General features: G+C 35.5%; 13 protein-coding genes and 1 pseudogene. 5 read left to right on the plus strand and 9 right to left on the minus strand.

All coding sequences use genetic code 11. The features are described 5' to 3' along the window. Positions 1-150 precede the first annotated feature (150 nt). Positions 151-1089 (minus strand): sulfate/molybdate ABC transporter ATP-binding protein, encoded by a 939-nt coding sequence (locus ACVFVN_RS00370; RefSeq protein ID WP_456233703.1) that lies wholly within the window; start codon positions 1087-1089, stop codon positions 151-153. Positions 1090-1166: 77 nt separating this feature from the next. Between ACVFVN_RS00370 and ACVFVN_RS00375 the strand changes: the two genes are divergently transcribed. Both ACVFVN_RS00375 and pheS read left to right on the plus strand, forming a co-directional pair. Next, positions 1167-1826, plus strand: a complete 660-nt coding sequence (locus tag ACVFVN_RS00375) for a YceI family protein (RefSeq protein WP_456233930.1) — start codon at positions 1167-1169, stop codon at positions 1824-1826. 105 nt (positions 1827-1931) lie between these two features. After that, on the plus strand, positions 1932-2942 hold the full coding sequence (pheS, locus tag ACVFVN_RS00380) for a phenylalanine--tRNA ligase subunit alpha (RefSeq protein WP_165132501.1): 1011 nt from the start codon (positions 1932-1934) through the stop codon (positions 2940-2942). 166 nt (positions 2943-3108) lie between these two features. Here pheS and ACVFVN_RS00385 read toward each other — a convergent pair whose 3' ends face one another. The 5 genes and pseudogenes from ACVFVN_RS00385 to glgB form a co-directional block, all read right to left on the minus strand. Further along, entirely contained in the window at positions 3109-3876 is a 768-nt protein-coding gene (locus tag ACVFVN_RS00385) for a DUF3108 domain-containing protein (RefSeq protein WP_456233704.1), read from the minus strand. A gap of 122 nt (positions 3877-3998) precedes the next feature. Beyond that, entirely contained in the window at positions 3999-5804 is a 1806-nt protein-coding gene (locus ACVFVN_RS00390; RefSeq protein WP_456233705.1) for a hypothetical protein, read from the minus strand. 181 nt (positions 5805-5985) lie between these two features. Continuing rightward, positions 5986-7244: pseudogene (locus ACVFVN_RS00395) on the minus strand (glucose-1-phosphate adenylyltransferase). Positions 7245-7306: 62 nt separating this feature from the next. Beyond that, complete coding sequence (locus tag ACVFVN_RS00400; RefSeq protein ID WP_456233706.1) at positions 7307-8728, minus strand: glycogen synthase; 1422 nt, start codon at positions 8726-8728, stop codon at positions 7307-7309. A gap of 19 nt (positions 8729-8747) precedes the next feature. Then, the gene (gene glgB, locus ACVFVN_RS00405) at positions 8748-10547 is read right to left on the minus strand and encodes a 1,4-alpha-glucan branching protein GlgB (RefSeq protein ID WP_456233931.1); all 1800 of its coding nucleotides are present in this window, start codon (positions 10545-10547) and stop codon (positions 8748-8750) included. A gap of 413 nt (positions 10548-10960) precedes the next feature. Between glgB and ACVFVN_RS00410 the strand changes: the two genes are divergently transcribed. Next, entirely contained in the window at positions 10961-12142 is a 1182-nt protein-coding gene (locus tag ACVFVN_RS00410) for a hypothetical protein (RefSeq protein WP_165132516.1), read from the plus strand. A gap of 217 nt (positions 12143-12359) precedes the next feature. Here ACVFVN_RS00410 and ACVFVN_RS00415 read toward each other — a convergent pair whose 3' ends face one another. Genes ACVFVN_RS00415 through queD form a run of 3 tightly spaced genes read right to left on the minus strand, consistent with a single transcriptional unit; the run spans position 12360 to position 14643 of the window. Further along, entirely contained in the window at positions 12360-13367 is a 1008-nt protein-coding gene (locus tag ACVFVN_RS00415) for a LuxE/PaaK family acyltransferase (protein ID WP_456233707.1), read from the minus strand. 11 nt (positions 13368-13378) lie between these two features. Next, positions 13379-14143: a UDP-2,3-diacylglucosamine diphosphatase gene (locus tag ACVFVN_RS00420; RefSeq protein WP_456233708.1), complete on the minus strand. Its 765-nt coding sequence runs from the start codon at positions 14141-14143 to the stop codon at positions 13379-13381. Positions 14144-14199: 56 nt separating this feature from the next. Beyond that, a complete protein-coding gene (gene queD, locus ACVFVN_RS00425) occupies positions 14200-14643 on the minus strand; it encodes a 6-carboxytetrahydropterin synthase QueD (protein ID WP_165132525.1) in 444 nt (147 codons plus the stop codon). 131 nt (positions 14644-14774) lie between these two features. Here queD and hppD point away from each other — a divergent pair, with 131 nt between their 5' ends. Together hppD and ACVFVN_RS00435 are read left to right on the plus strand one after the other, a co-directional pair. Further along, the gene (hppD, locus tag ACVFVN_RS00430; protein WP_165132528.1) at positions 14775-15905 is read left to right on the plus strand and encodes a 4-hydroxyphenylpyruvate dioxygenase; all 1131 of its coding nucleotides are present in this window, start codon (positions 14775-14777) and stop codon (positions 15903-15905) included. A gap of 72 nt (positions 15906-15977) precedes the next feature. After that, a complete protein-coding gene (locus ACVFVN_RS00435) occupies positions 15978-16445 on the plus strand; it encodes a hypothetical protein (protein WP_456233709.1) in 468 nt (155 codons plus the stop codon). The last annotated feature ends 8 nt before the right edge of the window (positions 16446-16453 follow it).

Genomic DNA, 16453 nt, shown 5'->3' on the forward strand with positions numbered 1-16453 from the left:
TAAACTTTCATAAAGATTTATATTGCAAATGCTAATATTAACCTCAGGAGGCAGAAAGAGAATTAACCAAAAATTTCCTTATTTGTTACTCAAATATAACAAAATTAATTCTTAACCAGCTCATTTTCAGAAGATGAAGTTATCCACATTCTATTCACAAAAGATGAACCTTTCTGGCTCCTCGAGTTTTTCTAAAGAATAGATAATCAATATTTTATCTTGTAATTTAATTTTATTCCAATAGAAAGCGCCAGCAAAACGACTTTCCAAAATTTCCCCTTCTAGACCATGATCTGAGCGTTTTATCTGATGAGGAAAGTAGAAATTTTTATTAAGATTAAACTTATGCTTTTCAAAATCCGTAAAGACATTTACTTCGCCTAAAAGTTTGGCAACATATTCATTCGTAGGCTGTTGATAAGTTTCTTTCGGCGTGTCATATTGTAATAATTCACCTTGTTCAAGAATAGCAACTTTGTCAACCCAAGGTATAATCTCCTCCAAATTATGGGTCGAAATAATAACCGACAAACCCATATTTTTAACCAAAGAAAAAAACTTATCACGAAGATCAAATTTCCGAGAAGTATCCAAATTGCTGAACGGCTCATCCAACAATAACAGCTTGGGCGTAACTGCCAAAGCACGCGCAATAGCAACACGCTGTTGTTGTCCTCCACTGAGATTTTTGGGAAGCACTTTGGAAAAATCCGCCATGCCCACCGCTTCCAAAAGCATATTAACTTTATCCTTTTTTTCACAAAGATTAATATTCGAAATAAACTTTCCGACATTGTCAAAAACATTGGCATAAGGCATAAGATCGTATTGTTGCGCCACCAATTTCATATCCGCTTCTCCAGGAACAAGATTCGCTTTTAGTCCTTTAAGCCTTCTTCCATCAAAAATAATGTCGCCTTGTCGCCAATCGTACAAACCATAAATAAGGCTCAACAAAGTTGATTTTCCACAACCACTTTCTCCTGCTAAAGCAATAACTTGGGCATTTTCCATTGAAAAACTGAAGTTTTGAAAGAGTTTTTGTTCGGGTAAATAACTGAATTCTAAATCGTTTATTTCTAAAAGCATAATGCAAAATTACAGATTTTAAAATACTGATATTATTTGTTATATTAGCACAATAATGTCTTAATTATAATTTTATGATGAAAACAAATCTGTTATTTGGAGGATTGGCAGCTTTAGCAATTTCTTTTACCATAATCTCTTGTGGAAAAGACAAACCTGTGACAAGCGAAAGTAACGAAGTTTTAACCACTACAAACGGCCGACTTTACGTTGTTGATACGATGAACAGCAAGGTAGAATGGAAAGGTTTTAAAGTTTTCAAAACAGATAACACCAGCCATATTGGTTCTATAAAATTCGAAAGTGGCGAAGTTACAATCAACGAAAACAAACTTGAAAGCGGAAAATTTGTGGTGGCCTTAACAACTTTAGCCAATAGCGATATCAAAGATGCTGAAGAATCCGCTAAGCTGGATGGCCATCTTAAAAGCGCCGATTTTTTCGATGTTGAAAAGTTCCCAACCGCTTCTTATGAAATTACGAAAGTTACTGAAGCTACAGAAGGCAGCGATTACAACACGATATTAGACGGAAACCTAACTATTAAAGGTATTACAAAACCTATCAGCTTCAATGCTAATGTTAAAATGGGTGAAGGCGAACTACAAATTGCTACCGAACCGAAAGACATTAGCCGTGATGAGTTTGGCATTAAATTCCAAATCCCAGCAGCCAACGGCTTGATAAAAGACGAAATCAATATCCAAATGTTGATGAAAGCCATCGAGAAAAAATAAATTATTTTTCAATACATAACGAAATCTGCCCATAGTTGGCAGATTTTTTTATTAAGAATAGCGATAAAATTTGTAATTTTGCAACTTATAATTATATCCTAAGTAATGACAGAAAGAATTGATGAATTATTGGTAGAAGTAGAACAATTCAATTCCACAGCAAAGGAAGAGATTGAGCAATTCCGCATCAAATTCAATGGTAAAAAAGGCGTTTTAAATGATTTTTTTGAACAATTCAAAGAAGTTCCCAATGACCAGAAAAAAGCTTTTGGTCAAAAAATCAACAGCCTAAAACAAGCCGTTGCAGCGAAATTAGACCATCTTAAAAACGCTACAGAAAACCAAACAAGCATCATAAAAGATGATCTTACAAAACCCGCTTTTCCTTTAGAATTAGGAACAAGACATCCGATTAATCTTGTTAAAAACAGAATTATCGAGATTTTCCGTTCTATAGGTTTTGCCATTGCCGACGGACCAGAAATCGAGGACGATTGGCACAACTTCACGGCGCTTAACTTACCAGAATATCACCCGGCGAGAGATATGCAGGACACGTTCTTTATCGATACCAATCCTGACACGTTGCTTCGTACGCACACTTCGTCTGTACAAGTGCGTTATATGGAAGAGAACGAACCGCCAATTCGTATTTTATCCCCAGGTCGCGTATTCCGTAACGAGGCTATTTCGTCGCGTTCGCATTGTATTTTCCATCAAATCGAAGGTTTGTATATCGATGAAAATGTAAGTTTTGCGGATTTGAAACAAACCATTCAATTCTTCACAACAGAATTATTTGGAAAGTCAAAAATCAGAATGCGTCCATCGTACTTCCCTTTCACAGAGCCAAGCGCAGAAGTTGATGTGTATTGGGGACTTAACTCCGAAACGGACTACCGAATTACAAAAGGTACAGGCTGGCTAGAGATTATGGGTTGCGGAATGGTGGATCCTGCTGTTCTTAAAAATGTAAATATTGATGCTGACAAATACAGCGGATTTGCATTCGGAATGGGAATCGAGAGAATTGTAATGTTGCTTTATCAAATGAGCGATATCCGCATGTTCTTTGAAAATGATGTCCGAATGTTGAATCAATTCAAATCTTTATAAAAAAATAAATCCACCGAAATGGTGGATTTTTTATGGATTAAATCTAAGTATAATCCATTTTCATTCTATTGATTTTACAGTTTTATGATTTTTAAAACACGAATTTACAAACAAAAAAAGCCCAAATATTTGGACTTTTTAGATTATGATTTTATGATTTAAAATCTTATTTTGTGAAATTTACCGGATATTTTGTTCCAGAAATCTTGTCGATACTTGCCTTTAACGAGCCTACTTTTAATTCAGCTTTTATAGCTATCGGAATTCTATTTTTATCATTGGAAACCCAAAGTGTAACACCTTCTTTTTCTTTGAAAACGCGTCCACTCATTACCGATGGAATAATTCTAAGACAATTAATAGTCCCAAATTTTGTCGAGACTCTCTCTGTCCCGGAAATACGCAACTGAAACGGAAACAACTCATCATCAATCCAAATATTCATCTTGATTACATTTCCAATCTTTAATTGATTGTCGTCAAGATTTCTCAAATAATAGAAACTCGACAACATATCTTGTACACCTTTAACTGTGTTAATAATCTTTGGCTCTCTATCTGTATTTTTTTTATCGACTAAATAAATGGTATTGTTAGCATGATTGAATGTGCTTTGCAAATGCTGACGATAGCTACCTTCCGCCACATTTCTCACATAAAAATAAGGTTGTCCATAAAGATTGATATAACTCTCATAGACATCATCCACTTTGAAAAACGCTCGCACGGCTCCAGAAGTTTTACCAACACCTTTCACGTAAAAATAAGGTTTTCCGTTGAGCGTGGCATTGGACGTAGAAAGCGTGGCAGAACCAGCAGTCAATATACCATAATGGATTCTATAAGTAAGACTTTCACCCGCTGCAATGTTATCATATTGGGCAGATGACATCATAAAACAAAACATTGCAAACAACAACATTATTTTCTTCATTTCTGTAATTTTGATATCAGTTAGACAAAAACGTTGCCAAATATAAGACAATAAATTAAAGCCTTTAAATTCTGGGAATCTAAAGGCTATATTTTTTAGTAATTTCTATTAATTTTTCTTAATTAACTTAATGTTGGGATGTTTATCGCGTTAATATTAATTTTAAAGTTGGATAATTGTGATTTAATTTTAGAAAAATTAGATTTAAAAAAGTGAGTCTGCTCAAACAAATCTTCGTAATAAGAAATTCCTTTTAATAGGTTTTCTTTAAAACTTTCCCATTTTTTGATTTGTGATTTTGTCAAATCTTCTGAAAAATCAAAAATGTCGTTTCTTAAATATTCAACATACAATTTCAGTTCATTAATAAAGATATTTGGACGCTTATTGTCTGGCAAAATATTTTCATAACCATAAATATGGCGCACCATTTCTGCCAAAGACACTTCTTTATCAAAATAGCTAAGATTAGGCCCTGGACAGACGACAACGCCTTGCTTCTCGCCTTTTATCGTCATACCTTGTTCCAGATATGCCGAATTTACCAAGCCTACGCACAGACAAGATTTATCCGTAATTGCATTTCGTTTTCTTTGAAATTGCTCGGGTGAGAAAGTCTCTTTTGTCGCTTCCAAATCTGCCAGTTTGATATCTTGGTATTTTTTGGACGCCGTACAAGTTCCTTTTGGAGAGAGTTCTTTACTTAGCGCCAACAATTTTTTAGGACAAGAACTTCCGAATTTGTTTTTAGAAATATTCTGCTCTTTAATCAACTCGTTGGTCGTACCTTTTACCGAATTGAACGGAACCCCCAATGGCGAAATATGACTTAAATAGAAATCGGTTTCGGTTGCTTTTGCTAACAAATTTCTTGTTTCGCTATCTACAGAAGTCGCTTCTGGAACCAGCAAAAACGGCGATCCCCAACCGGCGCTGTCCACCTTGTAATTCGATAATAAAAACTCGTGTTCTTCGGCTGTGCCAATTCCGCCTTGTACAGATATTTTGATTTCTAAAGGCTGTGCTAAAGTCGGACGAGATTTTTGTTCCAGAGCAGTTTGCATCAGTGCATGAGCAGAATTTTGCAACTCAGTTTTCTTTTGTTTGAATTCTTCCATAATTGGGCCTAGCAAAATACCTTCGGTTGCAAAAGCATGTCCGCCACAGTTGAGCCCAGACTCTATACGATATTCTGAAACCCAAAGACCTTTTTTTGCAAGAAAATTCCCTTGTATCATCGCAGAACGAAAGTCGCTAACTTTAAGAATAATTTTCTTTTTCAGCTCGCCATTTTCGTTTGGATAAAAATCGTCAAACTCCTCCAAATAGCTGTAAAGTCTGGGATTCATCCCCGCAGAAAAGATAACCGAGGAAGTCAATTTGCTTTTTGCAAAACCTCTTAAGGATGCATGTGCGTCGTTGTACATCGTTGGCAAAGCTGTATTTTTAACATAGTTATCTTTGTCTACTTTTGTCATAATATTGACATCGATTTCGCCTGGTGTCAATTTGGTTTCCAAAAGATTTTTAAGATTGTTTTTCCAATCATCTTTTTTATTAATCGCGTTTTGCAAAGCATCTTTCAGCTCCGAAGTGCCAGGCAACATTCCTACAAAATTTTTAAGGGATTCTGTATTCTTGTTAAGCTCTTCTTTAAAGCTATTAAACTTTTCTTTAACGACATCGTCCATCATGTTAAGATAAGCCGTGATTCTTTCTGCGCGGTAATCTTCGGCTTTTATAGAAATTGCCTGAAAATCGAAATTAAATTTTTTACTGTAAAACTCTCTCATTCGTTCGACAATCTCATCATCGATAATCGACACTACAGAAGAGATTCCGTATTGTGCTACCCGAATTGGGCTGTCAATAGTGTAAGCCAAACCCATTACTGGAATATGGAAATTATGCACAAGTTTGTTACTCATTAATTATTGTTTTGGTTAGATTTTTAATTATAAACTCAATGAAATTTTAGGAAAATCTCACTGAAAACACAAATTTATTCGTTTCCACATAGTTATGCAAAGAATAACACCTGCTATTTCGCAGGAAAATCTAATTTAAACTCTTGAAAAATAAGTTTTGAATTTTTATAAAATCTATAATTTAAGAAATTTGTGTTCCTGTTTTAATGACTGCATTTTTCTTAACAACGATGAGTCCGTCTTTTACAGAATAGGTATCGTAGTCGCCATCGGGTATGTGTTTTCCGCCAATATACGAACATTGTCGCCTATTTGGCAGTTTTTATCAATAATAGCGCGTTCGATATAGCAGAATTTCCCAATGCCAATGTTAGGAATATCGTGACGTTCGTTTTCAAGAATTTCGGCGGTGCTTTGATAATAATCTGCTCCCATAATATAAGAACTCACAATGGTACTTCCTTTATCTATTCGGGTTCTGTTACCAATAATGGAATTTTCAATTTTCGTTGCTAAAATGATACAACCATCACCGAAAACAGCTTTACTAACGAAAGATCCATTAATTTTTGAAGGTGGCAACATTCTCGCTCTTGTATAAATCGGTGATGCACTGAAAAGGTTAAACTGTGGAAGGTCTTGTGCCAAATCCAGATTGGCTTCGTAGAAAGACTCGATGGTTCCGATATCTGTCCAATAGCCATCATACTGAAAACTAAGGGTATTGTATTTACCAATAGCTTTGGGAATAAAATCTTTACCAAAGTCGTCACCGTCATTTTCTTCGAATAATTTTTTCAGGACATTTTTAGAAAAAACATAAATCCCCATGGATGCGAGATAATTTTTGCCTTCGCGTTTGTTAGCATCTGAAACTTCGGATTTCCAATTGGGAAGGATTTCGGAACTTGGTTTTTCGATAAAATTGGTAATATTACCAGCTTCATCGGATTTTAGAATTCCGAAACCTGTAGCATCTTTTGCATTAACCGGAATACTTGCAATGCTAATGTCGCCGTTGTTTTTTTCATGAAAGTCGATCATCTCACGAAAATTCATTTGGTATAATTGATCGCCTGACAAAATTAAAATATAGTCGTACTCATACTTTGCAAGATGCTTCATCGATTGACGTACGGCATCCGCAGTCCCTTGGTACCATTGGTCGTTTTCAATATTTTGCTCGGCGGCCAAAATATCGACAAAACCACGACTAAAAATATCAAAATGATAGGTGTTTTTGATATGTGAATTAAGCGAAGCTGAGTTAAATTGTGTCAAAACTAAAATCCTGTTATAGCCAGAATTAAGACAATTGGATATTGGGATATCAACCAATCGGTATTTTCCTGCGATAGATACAGCAGGTTTTGAACGAGAGTCGGTCAATGGAAACAATCTTGTCCCACGTCCGCCTCCCAGAACTACCGAAAATAACATTTGCTTTCATATTAATAAGTCGTGTTTTAGTGTCAAGAAACTAAGTTTCTGAAAATGTTTTGTTATTGATTTTCAGCTCCGTATTTGTATAAATGTAAGTAATTTTCTGCAGATTTCTCCCATGAAAAATTAAAATTCATGTTATTTTCTATTAACATTTTTATCCGTTTTTTATCCTGATAAACAGACAATGCACGTTTTATTGCATGAATTGCACTTTCTTCATTAGCTTCTGTAAAATTAAAACCACTTCCGCCACTTGAAATATCCTCAACAGTATCTTTCAATCCACCAGTATAACGTACAATCGGAATTGTTCCGTAGCGCATAGCATACATTTGGTTTAATCCGCAAGGCTCAACCCGCGATGGCATAAGTAGAAAATCTGCAGCTGCATATATCTGGTGCGACAAATATTCTTTATATCCCAAATCCAATGCAAAATTGAAATGATATATTTTTTGTAAATCTTTTAAAAGGTGTTCCACATGAGAATCGCCAGAACCCAACACAATAATATTAAATTGACCATTGGTTTCTGTTATTGACTTGCTAATAATCCCTGGAAGAAGGTCCGCTCCTTTTTCACCAGCGAATCTTCCGATGAATCCAACAAGTGGCAAATCTACATCCAGACCATATTTTTTACAGATTTCAGATTTGTTTTTCGATTTTCCGATTTCGGCATTTTTAAGGGAATAATGCTGCTTAATCATTGGATCTGTTTCTGGATTCCAAACTTCTGTATCTATACCGTTAATTATTCCAAAAGCTTTTTGTCGCTCTTGAAATATTAAAGCTTCAAGCCCTTGAAAGCTCGTAAACAATTCTTCCAAATAACCTTTAGAAACTGTATTAAAAACATGACAAGATTTTATCATCGCCGCCATTGGATTAATTCTGGAATCCCAATCCAACAAACCATATTGACTTGCGTCAAAAAAAGGAAGGTACTTCGACATCGACCAATCCATACTTCCTTGATATTCTCCATTATGAACGGTGCCAACTGTTTTTACACCTTTTAAAAACTGAAATTCTGGACAATTTTCTATCATAAAAGGCACCAATCCTGTGTGATAATCGTGACAATGTAAAATATCTGGACGAATCTCCATAGCGGATAACCAATGTAAAACAGCATGTTGAAAAGCAATAAATTGCTCTGACTCATCCCAATATCCATAGACTTTCTCTCGATCAAGAAGTCCTGGAATTTTCACCAAATACAAATCAAAACCCAAATCTTGAGATTTCTCTTTATAGACAATTACGTCATACATCTGCTCTGCTTGATGAATAAATCCCTCCAAAACGATTTCAAAATCATGATTATAAACAAAAGCATTGTTATACCAAGGCATTATAACACTTGCTTCTAATCTCATTTTGTTTTGATATTTTTGCAAAGCGCCCACAACATCAGCTAATCCACCAACTTTTGCAATGGGATAACATTCCATAGAGAGATGAAAAATTCTCATATTATTTTATTGTTTTTTTTTAAATGATTCTTTTCAAAATAAGTCCTGACAATGGTGGTAAACGAAGTTCTAAAGCAAAGTTTCGTCCCATACATTTATTATTCTCGACTTTATTAACATTAGGAATTATGCCACTTCCGCCATATTTTTTGTCATCCGAATTAAGAATAATTTCCCAAAATTCCCAGTCCACACCAATTTGATAATCCATGCTATTCGGCGTAAGATTAAGAATCACCATTAGCTGATTCGCCTGATTTTTTGCTTTTCTTAAATATATAAAGACCGAATGATTGCTGTCCTCGCCACTCACCCATTCAAAGCCATTTTTATCAAAATTAAAATCATGTAAAGCCGATTCTGTTTTATATAAAATATTAAGATCTTTTACAAAATCTTGCAATTGTCGATGAATAGGATATTCTAAAAGATGCCAATCCAATTGACTTTCAAAATTCCATTCGTTGGTTTGTGCAAATTCGCTGCCCATGAACAAAAGTTTAGTACCTGGATTTGTAAACATATAAAGATACAAGGCGCGTAGATTAGCAAATTTTTGCCACTCGTCACCATTCATTTTGTAGATTAAACTGCTTTTACCATGCACAACTTCGTCATGTGATAAGGGCATCATGTATTTTTCGTTGAACATATAAAGGCTCGTAAAAGTCAATAAATTTTGATGGTATTTGCGATAAACAGGATCTTTTTTAAAATAGTTAAGCGTATCATGCATCCCACCCATCATCCATTTCATATCGAATCCGATGCCGCCCTCCGAAATGGGATGCGTTAATTTGGGAAAATCTGAACTCTCTTCCGCAATCGTTATTACATCTGGAAATGCCTCATGAACAGCCCAATTGAAATCTTGCAGAAATTTTTTAGCTTCCAGATTGACATTTCCTCCAAAAACATTGGGTTCCCACTCGCCTTCATTCCGCGAATAATCCAAATGCAAAATAGAAGTTACAGCATCAACACGAAGGCCATCTACATGATAGCGATCGAGCCAGAATAGCGCATTGCTAATCAAAAAGGATTTGACTTCGGGACGGGCATAATTGAAAATATAGGATTTCCAATCTGGATGAAAACCTTTTTTGGGGTCTTCATATTCATATAAAAAGCTACCATCAAAACAATGCAAAGCATTGGCATCTCCAGGAAAATGTGAAGGCACCCAATCGAGAATAACGCCAATATTATTTTGATGAAGCTGATCTATCAAAAACATCAAATCTGTAGGTGCGCCAAAACGAGAAGAAGCTGCAAAAAAGCCTGTAATTTGATAGCCCCAACTCGGATTGTATGGATACTCCATCACGAGCATAAATTCCACGTGTGTGAAATTCATTTCTTTAATATAATCAATTAATTCGGGAGCTAGTTCTCTGTAAGTTAAATATTGGTTGGGCTTATTTTCGCTCTTTTTCCAAGAGGCCAGATGAAGTTCGTAAACGGAAATTGGAGAATTATTAATGGATTTTTCCATACGGTCTGCCATCCATTTTTTGTCATGCCAAACATACCAAGTGGATGTAATAATAGAGCTTGCCTGGATCGCTTGCTCCATCTTTACGGCAAAAGGATCGCTTTTTTCAAGCAACGCACCTTTTGACGTTCGGATGCTGTATTTATAAATTTCAGAAATTGTAAGACCGGGAATAAAAGTTTCCCAAATTCCCGATTGATCCTCTCTATTTAATAAAGGATGTTTGTAATGACTCCAATTATTAAAATCACCAATTACAGAAACTTCCGAAGCATTGGGCGCCCAAACGGAGAAATAAATGCCAGATTCGCCATCTACAACAATCTCATGTGAGCCAAATTTTTCATAAAGCTTAAAGTGATTACCGCCAGAAAGAGGTAAATATCATATTCTGTCCAAAGAGAAAAAGCTTTGGCTTTTGGCATAAACAAGCTGTTATAAGACATTAAGAACCATAGCAAGTTAAACAATAATTAGGAATTGGCAAGTTAAATTTTAGACATTCAGCTAAGTTTTAATTATTAATTAAACGTAATGATAAAAACATTCTACATTGCTCAATCAAAATAAAATCATGAAAGCGCTTCGCTTTTGAAATTAGTTAATATTTGCGTAACTTAGTAAAAGATTTTGCATTATTAATCAAAGCATTAGACATTGTTACGTTTTTTGCAACATATTAACGACTACTAAAAATCCGAATTGGATTGTTTATAAATTAAAAAAACAAAAACACAATGGTACATAAATATCGAGAACTTTTCAATCAGGAATTCACCGACGAAAAATACGCGTTGATGAAAGAGATGATTTACGAAAAAACTGGTCAATATACTGGTTTTCGTCTTTGCGAAACGCCTGTATTCTTACCTTATTCTTTTAGGGAAAAAATATTATATGCGGCAGAATCTATTCTTTATCAAATTAATAAAATCCCGAAAGAGATTTTTGACAAAGCTGTTCCTGCCCATCGTATTGTACCACATGACACCGAAAAACCACATTTTTTGTGCATCGACTTCGGGATTTGTCGTGGTGCCGACGGCAAGCCCATTCCACAGTTGATAGAGCTACAAGCTTTTCCTTCGCTTTATGCTTTTGAGGAATTACACCGCGATGTTGTTTTCGAGGTTTTTCCATTTTTGTCAGAGTTGTCACAAAGGATTCCTTATGACCAACTCATCGAAATTATGAAAGAGGTCATCGTAGGTGATGAAGATCCAAAACATGTTATCCTCATGGATATTTTTCCGGAACAACAAAAAACAAAAATCGATTTTAAAATCACCGAAGATCTTTTGGGAATCAAAACCGTTTGCCTAAGCAAAATCAAAAAATATAACCGTAAAATATATTATGAAAACGATGGCGAACTGATCCAAATTAAACGTATCTATAACCGCGTGGTCCTAGACGAGTTGGACAGAATTGAAGATTTTCATCCCGAATTTAACATTCGTGAGGAAGTTGATGTGGATTGGGTAGCGCACCCGAATTGGTATTATAAAATCTCGAAATACATTTTGCCGCTTTTGGAACATACTTACATCCCGGAAAGTTATTATGCTAACGAATTCCCAGCTGATGAGAATATTGAAGACTATGTCTTAAAGTCGCTATATACCCTCAGCGGTGTTGGTATTAATCTAAATCCTACCAAAGAAGACCTTGACAATTTAAAAGATCCTTCGCAATATATTTTGCAGAAAAAAGTAGAATATGCAAATGTCTTTAAAGATCCAAATGGTGATTTTGCCAAAGGAGAAATCCGAATGTTATTTATATGGAAGCCAGGCGATGAGTTCCCAACTTTTCTTAACAATATGGTAACGCTCACAAAATCCGATCGGATGAATGAGGATTTTAATATCGCCAATAAAATATGGACAGGAAATTCTTTTGCCTTGTTTGTGAAGTAGTTGATATTTTTTAATAAATAGGTATAGAGCGTTGTTAGGGTTTTGAACCCTAACAACGGTTCTGTTTTATGACAACACCAAAATAGCATCGAGAATCTGCGGCCGGGATAGTAAGGGCGCGAGTACAGCGAGCGGTCTGAAGAATGGCGACGGAACAAGCCAAGGCTTCTGAAGACGAACCCCCTGAATAGCCCGAAATGCCGCCCAAATTATAAAACTAAGACACCAAAAGACTACACCCGCGGATGTCGGAATGGTCTATCCTACCGAGAACTTGGAAGCTTTTGCTAAGTATGTGAGGCGTAGAATTCACAATGAATTTTCCCAAATCCTGCGTGGCGATAAAACTGCACGAATGGCGGTTGGCAAGATCGATAATGTTAATCGCGCCAGTTCTGCCCGCCTCCATGTACGAAAAAGGATCTTCGGTATTTCGGATTAAAATCCGCATCCAATTGGGACAATCGTAAATATTTCCGCCCAACGAGTAGGCCTGCGACAGCAACTCAGTCATCGAATATTCTGAGTAGATTTTTTCGGTTTTGAAGCCTTCTTGAAAAATGGCCAGTAATTCATCTTTCGTCATTTCTTCTTTGCGACCTTTCATACCGCCCGTTTCGATAATGATGAGATTTTCGGTTGAATTAAGTTTTAAGTGTTTTGATTTTAAAGTATCCAAAAAATCGAGCAAGGCAAACGAAACGCCGAAAAGAATGACTTTTTTGTCAGAAATACGATTTAGCAATTCTATTAAATCCTCGTGATTGTAGAGAAAATAGCCATTTTCTGGTTTTCCAGATTTTTCGATGAGATAATTGACCATATAGATTAACGACGAATTTTCGCGTTCCAAATAACTTGGCAATAATCCTAAAAATATAAAATCTTCTGGCTTTCCTATAAACTCTTTAAAACTTTTATAAATACTTTCCTCATACAAATTAAAATCGGCAATCCAATGTTTGGAAAGATTCTTTTGGGTAGTGCCCGAACTTTGAAAATATTGTTGGCTTGTTTTGTTTTGATTTAAAACCTTGTGATTTTTGAACATCTCAATCGGCAAAAACGGTATGGCTTCTATGCTATTAACTTCAGAAGGATCAATATTGAGATAATCGACAAACTTTTTATAAACCTCAACATTTTGATATTGATAACGAAAACAATCCAAAGCTTCTTTTAGAAAATCAGCTTCGGTTTTAATATTAAAAATAGGATTTGACATGTCAGAAAAATTTACGCTTCGTAGGTTTTAAGATGAAATTCACCATCGAAAACGCCGTAAGTAAAATAGGAAATCCAATCGCCAAGGTTGATATATTTCGAAGATTTTGGCAAATCCAAAACCATGGGCAAATGGCGGTGTCCATAGATGAAATAGTCGATATCTTCGGTCTCCAATTTCTTTTTAGAATAGACGATTAAAAACTCGCGTTCTTCCCCCAAAAAGGCTTTATCTTCTTCGCCAGAAATCATTTTATTTTTCTGAGACATGTAAAGCGCAACACGCATTGCGATATCGGGATGCAACCATTTGAAAGCCCATTGTGCAATAGGATTGGTAAAAAGTTTTTTCATTCTTTTGTAGCCTTTATCACCAGGCCCAAGCCCGTCACCATGTGCTAGAAGCATGGTTTTTCCTCTTGCCATAAAATATTGTTTTGAAAAGAAAACCGTACAACCAATCTCCTCTTCTAAGTAGTTTTTCATCCAGAGATCATGATTTCCGACAAAGAAATAAATATCGATGCCATTATCTTTCAGCTCTGCTAATTTTCCAAGAACACGGACATAACCTTTCGGGATGACGTATTGCCACTCGTGCCAAAAATCAAACAAATCTCCCATTAAGAAAAGTACCTGCGCATCGGCTTTAATCTCGTTAAGCCAACGGATGAATTTCTCTTCACGAACTTTACTAGATTTTGGATCGGGTGCACCAAAATGTTGATCCGAAGCAAAATAAATTTTCTTATTAGGAAGCAGATTAATTTCCGTCATGTGTACTTTGGTTTACGAAAAAAAAATAGTTTTTTGAAATTTTGGCGGGGTAAAAACTAGTTCTCCTCAGCCAACCATTCGCCATAAGAATTCTCTGTCTCATGCAGTTTTAGATAAGCTAATTCGATATTATTAGGAAGTTTATTTTTGATTTTAGCTGCGATATCGTACAACATGTTTTCGCAAGTGGGTTGATAATCACAAAAAATCACTTTATGACCTTCTGCTTCCAACTTTTGCCCTAGATCTTTGTGCGGCGAAGCGCCATTCACCAAAACAGCATGATCCCAACTATCAACAATCTCTTGTTTTACAATGCGTTTGATATCACCAAAATCAACGACCATACCATTTTTAACATTATCAATATCATTAATAGGTTCGCCTTTTACGGTCACAAAAAGCTTGTACGAGTGGCCATGCATATTTTTGCATTTTCCATCGTAATTATAAAGCACATGTGCGGTCTCAAAAGTGAAAATTTTAGTAATTCGAATCATATGGCAAAGATAAGAATTTTCGATTCTAAAAATAAAGATTGTGACATCTACAAGTGTTAATAACTTTTCTTTTCATAAAAACTTTAAAATTCGTAATTTGGCACATAATATTTAAAAAGTAAAATCAAATCATGTCAACATTAACATTCGCTGAAAAAATCGCACAGGCAGAGAATTTTCTTCCTATTAACGGAACGGATTATATTGAATTTTATGTAGGAAATGCGAAACAAGCAGCACATTATTATAAAACAGCTTTCGGCTTCCAGTCGGTAGCTTATGCAGGTCCAGAAACTGGTGTTAAAGATCGAGCGTCTTATGTTTTGCAACAAGGGAAAATCCGTTTGGTTTTAACAACAGGACTTAAGTCTGATTCGCCAATTAATGAGCACGTTATTAAACATGGAGATGGTGTTAAAATTTTAGCACTTTGGGTAGATGATGCTTATAAAGCTTTTGAAGAAACAACGAAAAGAGGTGGAAAAGCCTATCTGGAACCAATGACAATTACTGACGAATTTGGAGAAGTTAAAATGTCTGGTATTTATACATATGGTGAAACGGTTCACATGTTTGTAGAGCGCAAAAATTACAATGGTGCTTTTATGCCAGGCTATGAGAAATGGGAATCGGACTACAATCCAGAAGAAACAGGTCTTTTGTATGTTGACCACTGCGTTGGAAATGTTGGATGGGACAGAATGTTGCCAGTTGTTAAATGGTATGAAGAGGTTATGGGCTTTGTAAATATTCTTTCTTTTGACGATAAACAAATTAATACAGAATATTCTGCGTTGATGTCTAAAGTAATGTCCAACGGAAATGGTTTTGCCAAATTTCCAATTAACGAACCCGCTGAAGGAAAGAAAAAATCACAAGTTGAAGAATATTTGGACTTTTATGAAGAAGAAGGTGTGCAACACATTGCCGTAGCAACCAAAGATATTATCCACACCGTTACCGAACTTAAAAAACGCGGTGTAGAATTTCTTTCTGCGCCACCAGAAGCTTATTACAATATGATCCCTGAACGAGTTGGAGAAATTGATGAAGACATCAAAAAACTTCAAGATTTAGGAATTCTTGTTGATTGTGATGAAGAAGGCTATCTGCTTCAGATTTTCACCAAACCTGTCGAAGACCGTCCTACTCTATTCTTCGAAATCATCGAAAGACATGGGGCGCAAAGCTTCGGTGCGGGTAATTTCAAAGCATTATTCGAAGCCTTAGAAAGAGAGCAAGAAAGAAGAGGAAATCTTTAAAATAATCACTTACGAATTTGTCAAAGTTTTACAGCTTTGGCAAATTCTTTTTTTTATTCAAAACACACTTTAATGAAAAAAATTATTTTATTATGTACATTAATTTTTGCTTCCGCAAGTTTTAGTGCACAAAATTACAACCAGCTTAACGACATCATTTCGAAAATTGAAAAACGTGCAAAACAAAATAGAAATGCCACAGATTTTCAGATTCAAAACAAAAAATTTGTTCTTATACAGACTTTTGAAGATCATGATGAAAGACATGTCGTAGAATTTAATGGGGACAATACTGTAACCTTAATCGAGCTTTTTGATGATAAAGCAACCAAGCAAACTTCATCTAACATTTTCACAGGTGATTATGTCAGAAAAAACAATGTGATATCCATACGAGCGGATAAGTTGGAAGGCAAAAAAATCGGAATGCCACTCACTTATACATTATATCTCATGAATGCCAAAAACATTTGGTATCTTAAGGACTTAAGCAACGATACACGTTGGATTGAAAACAAAAACCTCGGTAAGAAAAAATAAAATTTAAA

This window comes from Soonwooa purpurea, from assembly GCF_053891095.1.

Bases quoted from the DNA above. Each gene is read 5' to 3' on its own strand.
- ACVFVN_RS00375 (WP_456233930.1), top strand. From the start codon at position 1,167: ATGAAAACAAATCTGTTATTTGGAGGATTGGCAGCTTTAGCAATTTCT.
- ACVFVN_RS00435 (WP_456233709.1), top strand. From the start codon at position 15,978: ATGAAAAAAATTATTTTATTATGTACATTAATTTTTGCTTCCGCAAGT.
- queD (WP_165132525.1), bottom strand. From the start codon at position 14,643: ATGATTCGAATTACTAAAATTTTCACTTTTGAGACCGCACATGTGCTT.
- hppD (WP_165132528.1), top strand. From the start codon at position 14,775: ATGTCAACATTAACATTCGCTGAAAAAATCGCACAGGCAGAGAATTTT.
- ACVFVN_RS00410 (WP_165132516.1), top strand. From the start codon at position 10,961: ATGGTACATAAATATCGAGAACTTTTCAATCAGGAATTCACCGACGAA.
- pheS (WP_165132501.1), top strand. From the start codon at position 1,932: ATGACAGAAAGAATTGATGAATTATTGGTAGAAGTAGAACAATTCAAT.
- ACVFVN_RS00385 (WP_456233704.1), bottom strand. From the start codon at position 3,876: ATGAAGAAAATAATGTTGTTGTTTGCAATGTTTTGTTTTATGATGTCA.
- ACVFVN_RS00400 (WP_456233706.1), bottom strand. From the start codon at position 8,728: ATGAGAATTTTTCATCTCTCTATGGAATGTTATCCCATTGCAAAAGTT.
- ACVFVN_RS00390 (WP_456233705.1), bottom strand. From the start codon at position 5,804: ATGAGTAACAAACTTGTGCATAATTTCCATATTCCAGTAATGGGTTTG.
- ACVFVN_RS00415 (WP_456233707.1), bottom strand. From the start codon at position 13,367: ATGTCAAATCCTATTTTTAATATTAAAACCGAAGCTGATTTTCTAAAA.
- ACVFVN_RS00420 (WP_456233708.1), bottom strand. From the start codon at position 14,143: ATGACGGAAATTAATCTGCTTCCTAATAAGAAAATTTATTTTGCTTCG.
- ACVFVN_RS00370 (WP_456233703.1), bottom strand. From the start codon at position 1,089: ATGCTTTTAGAAATAAACGATTTAGAATTCAGTTATTTACCCGAACAA.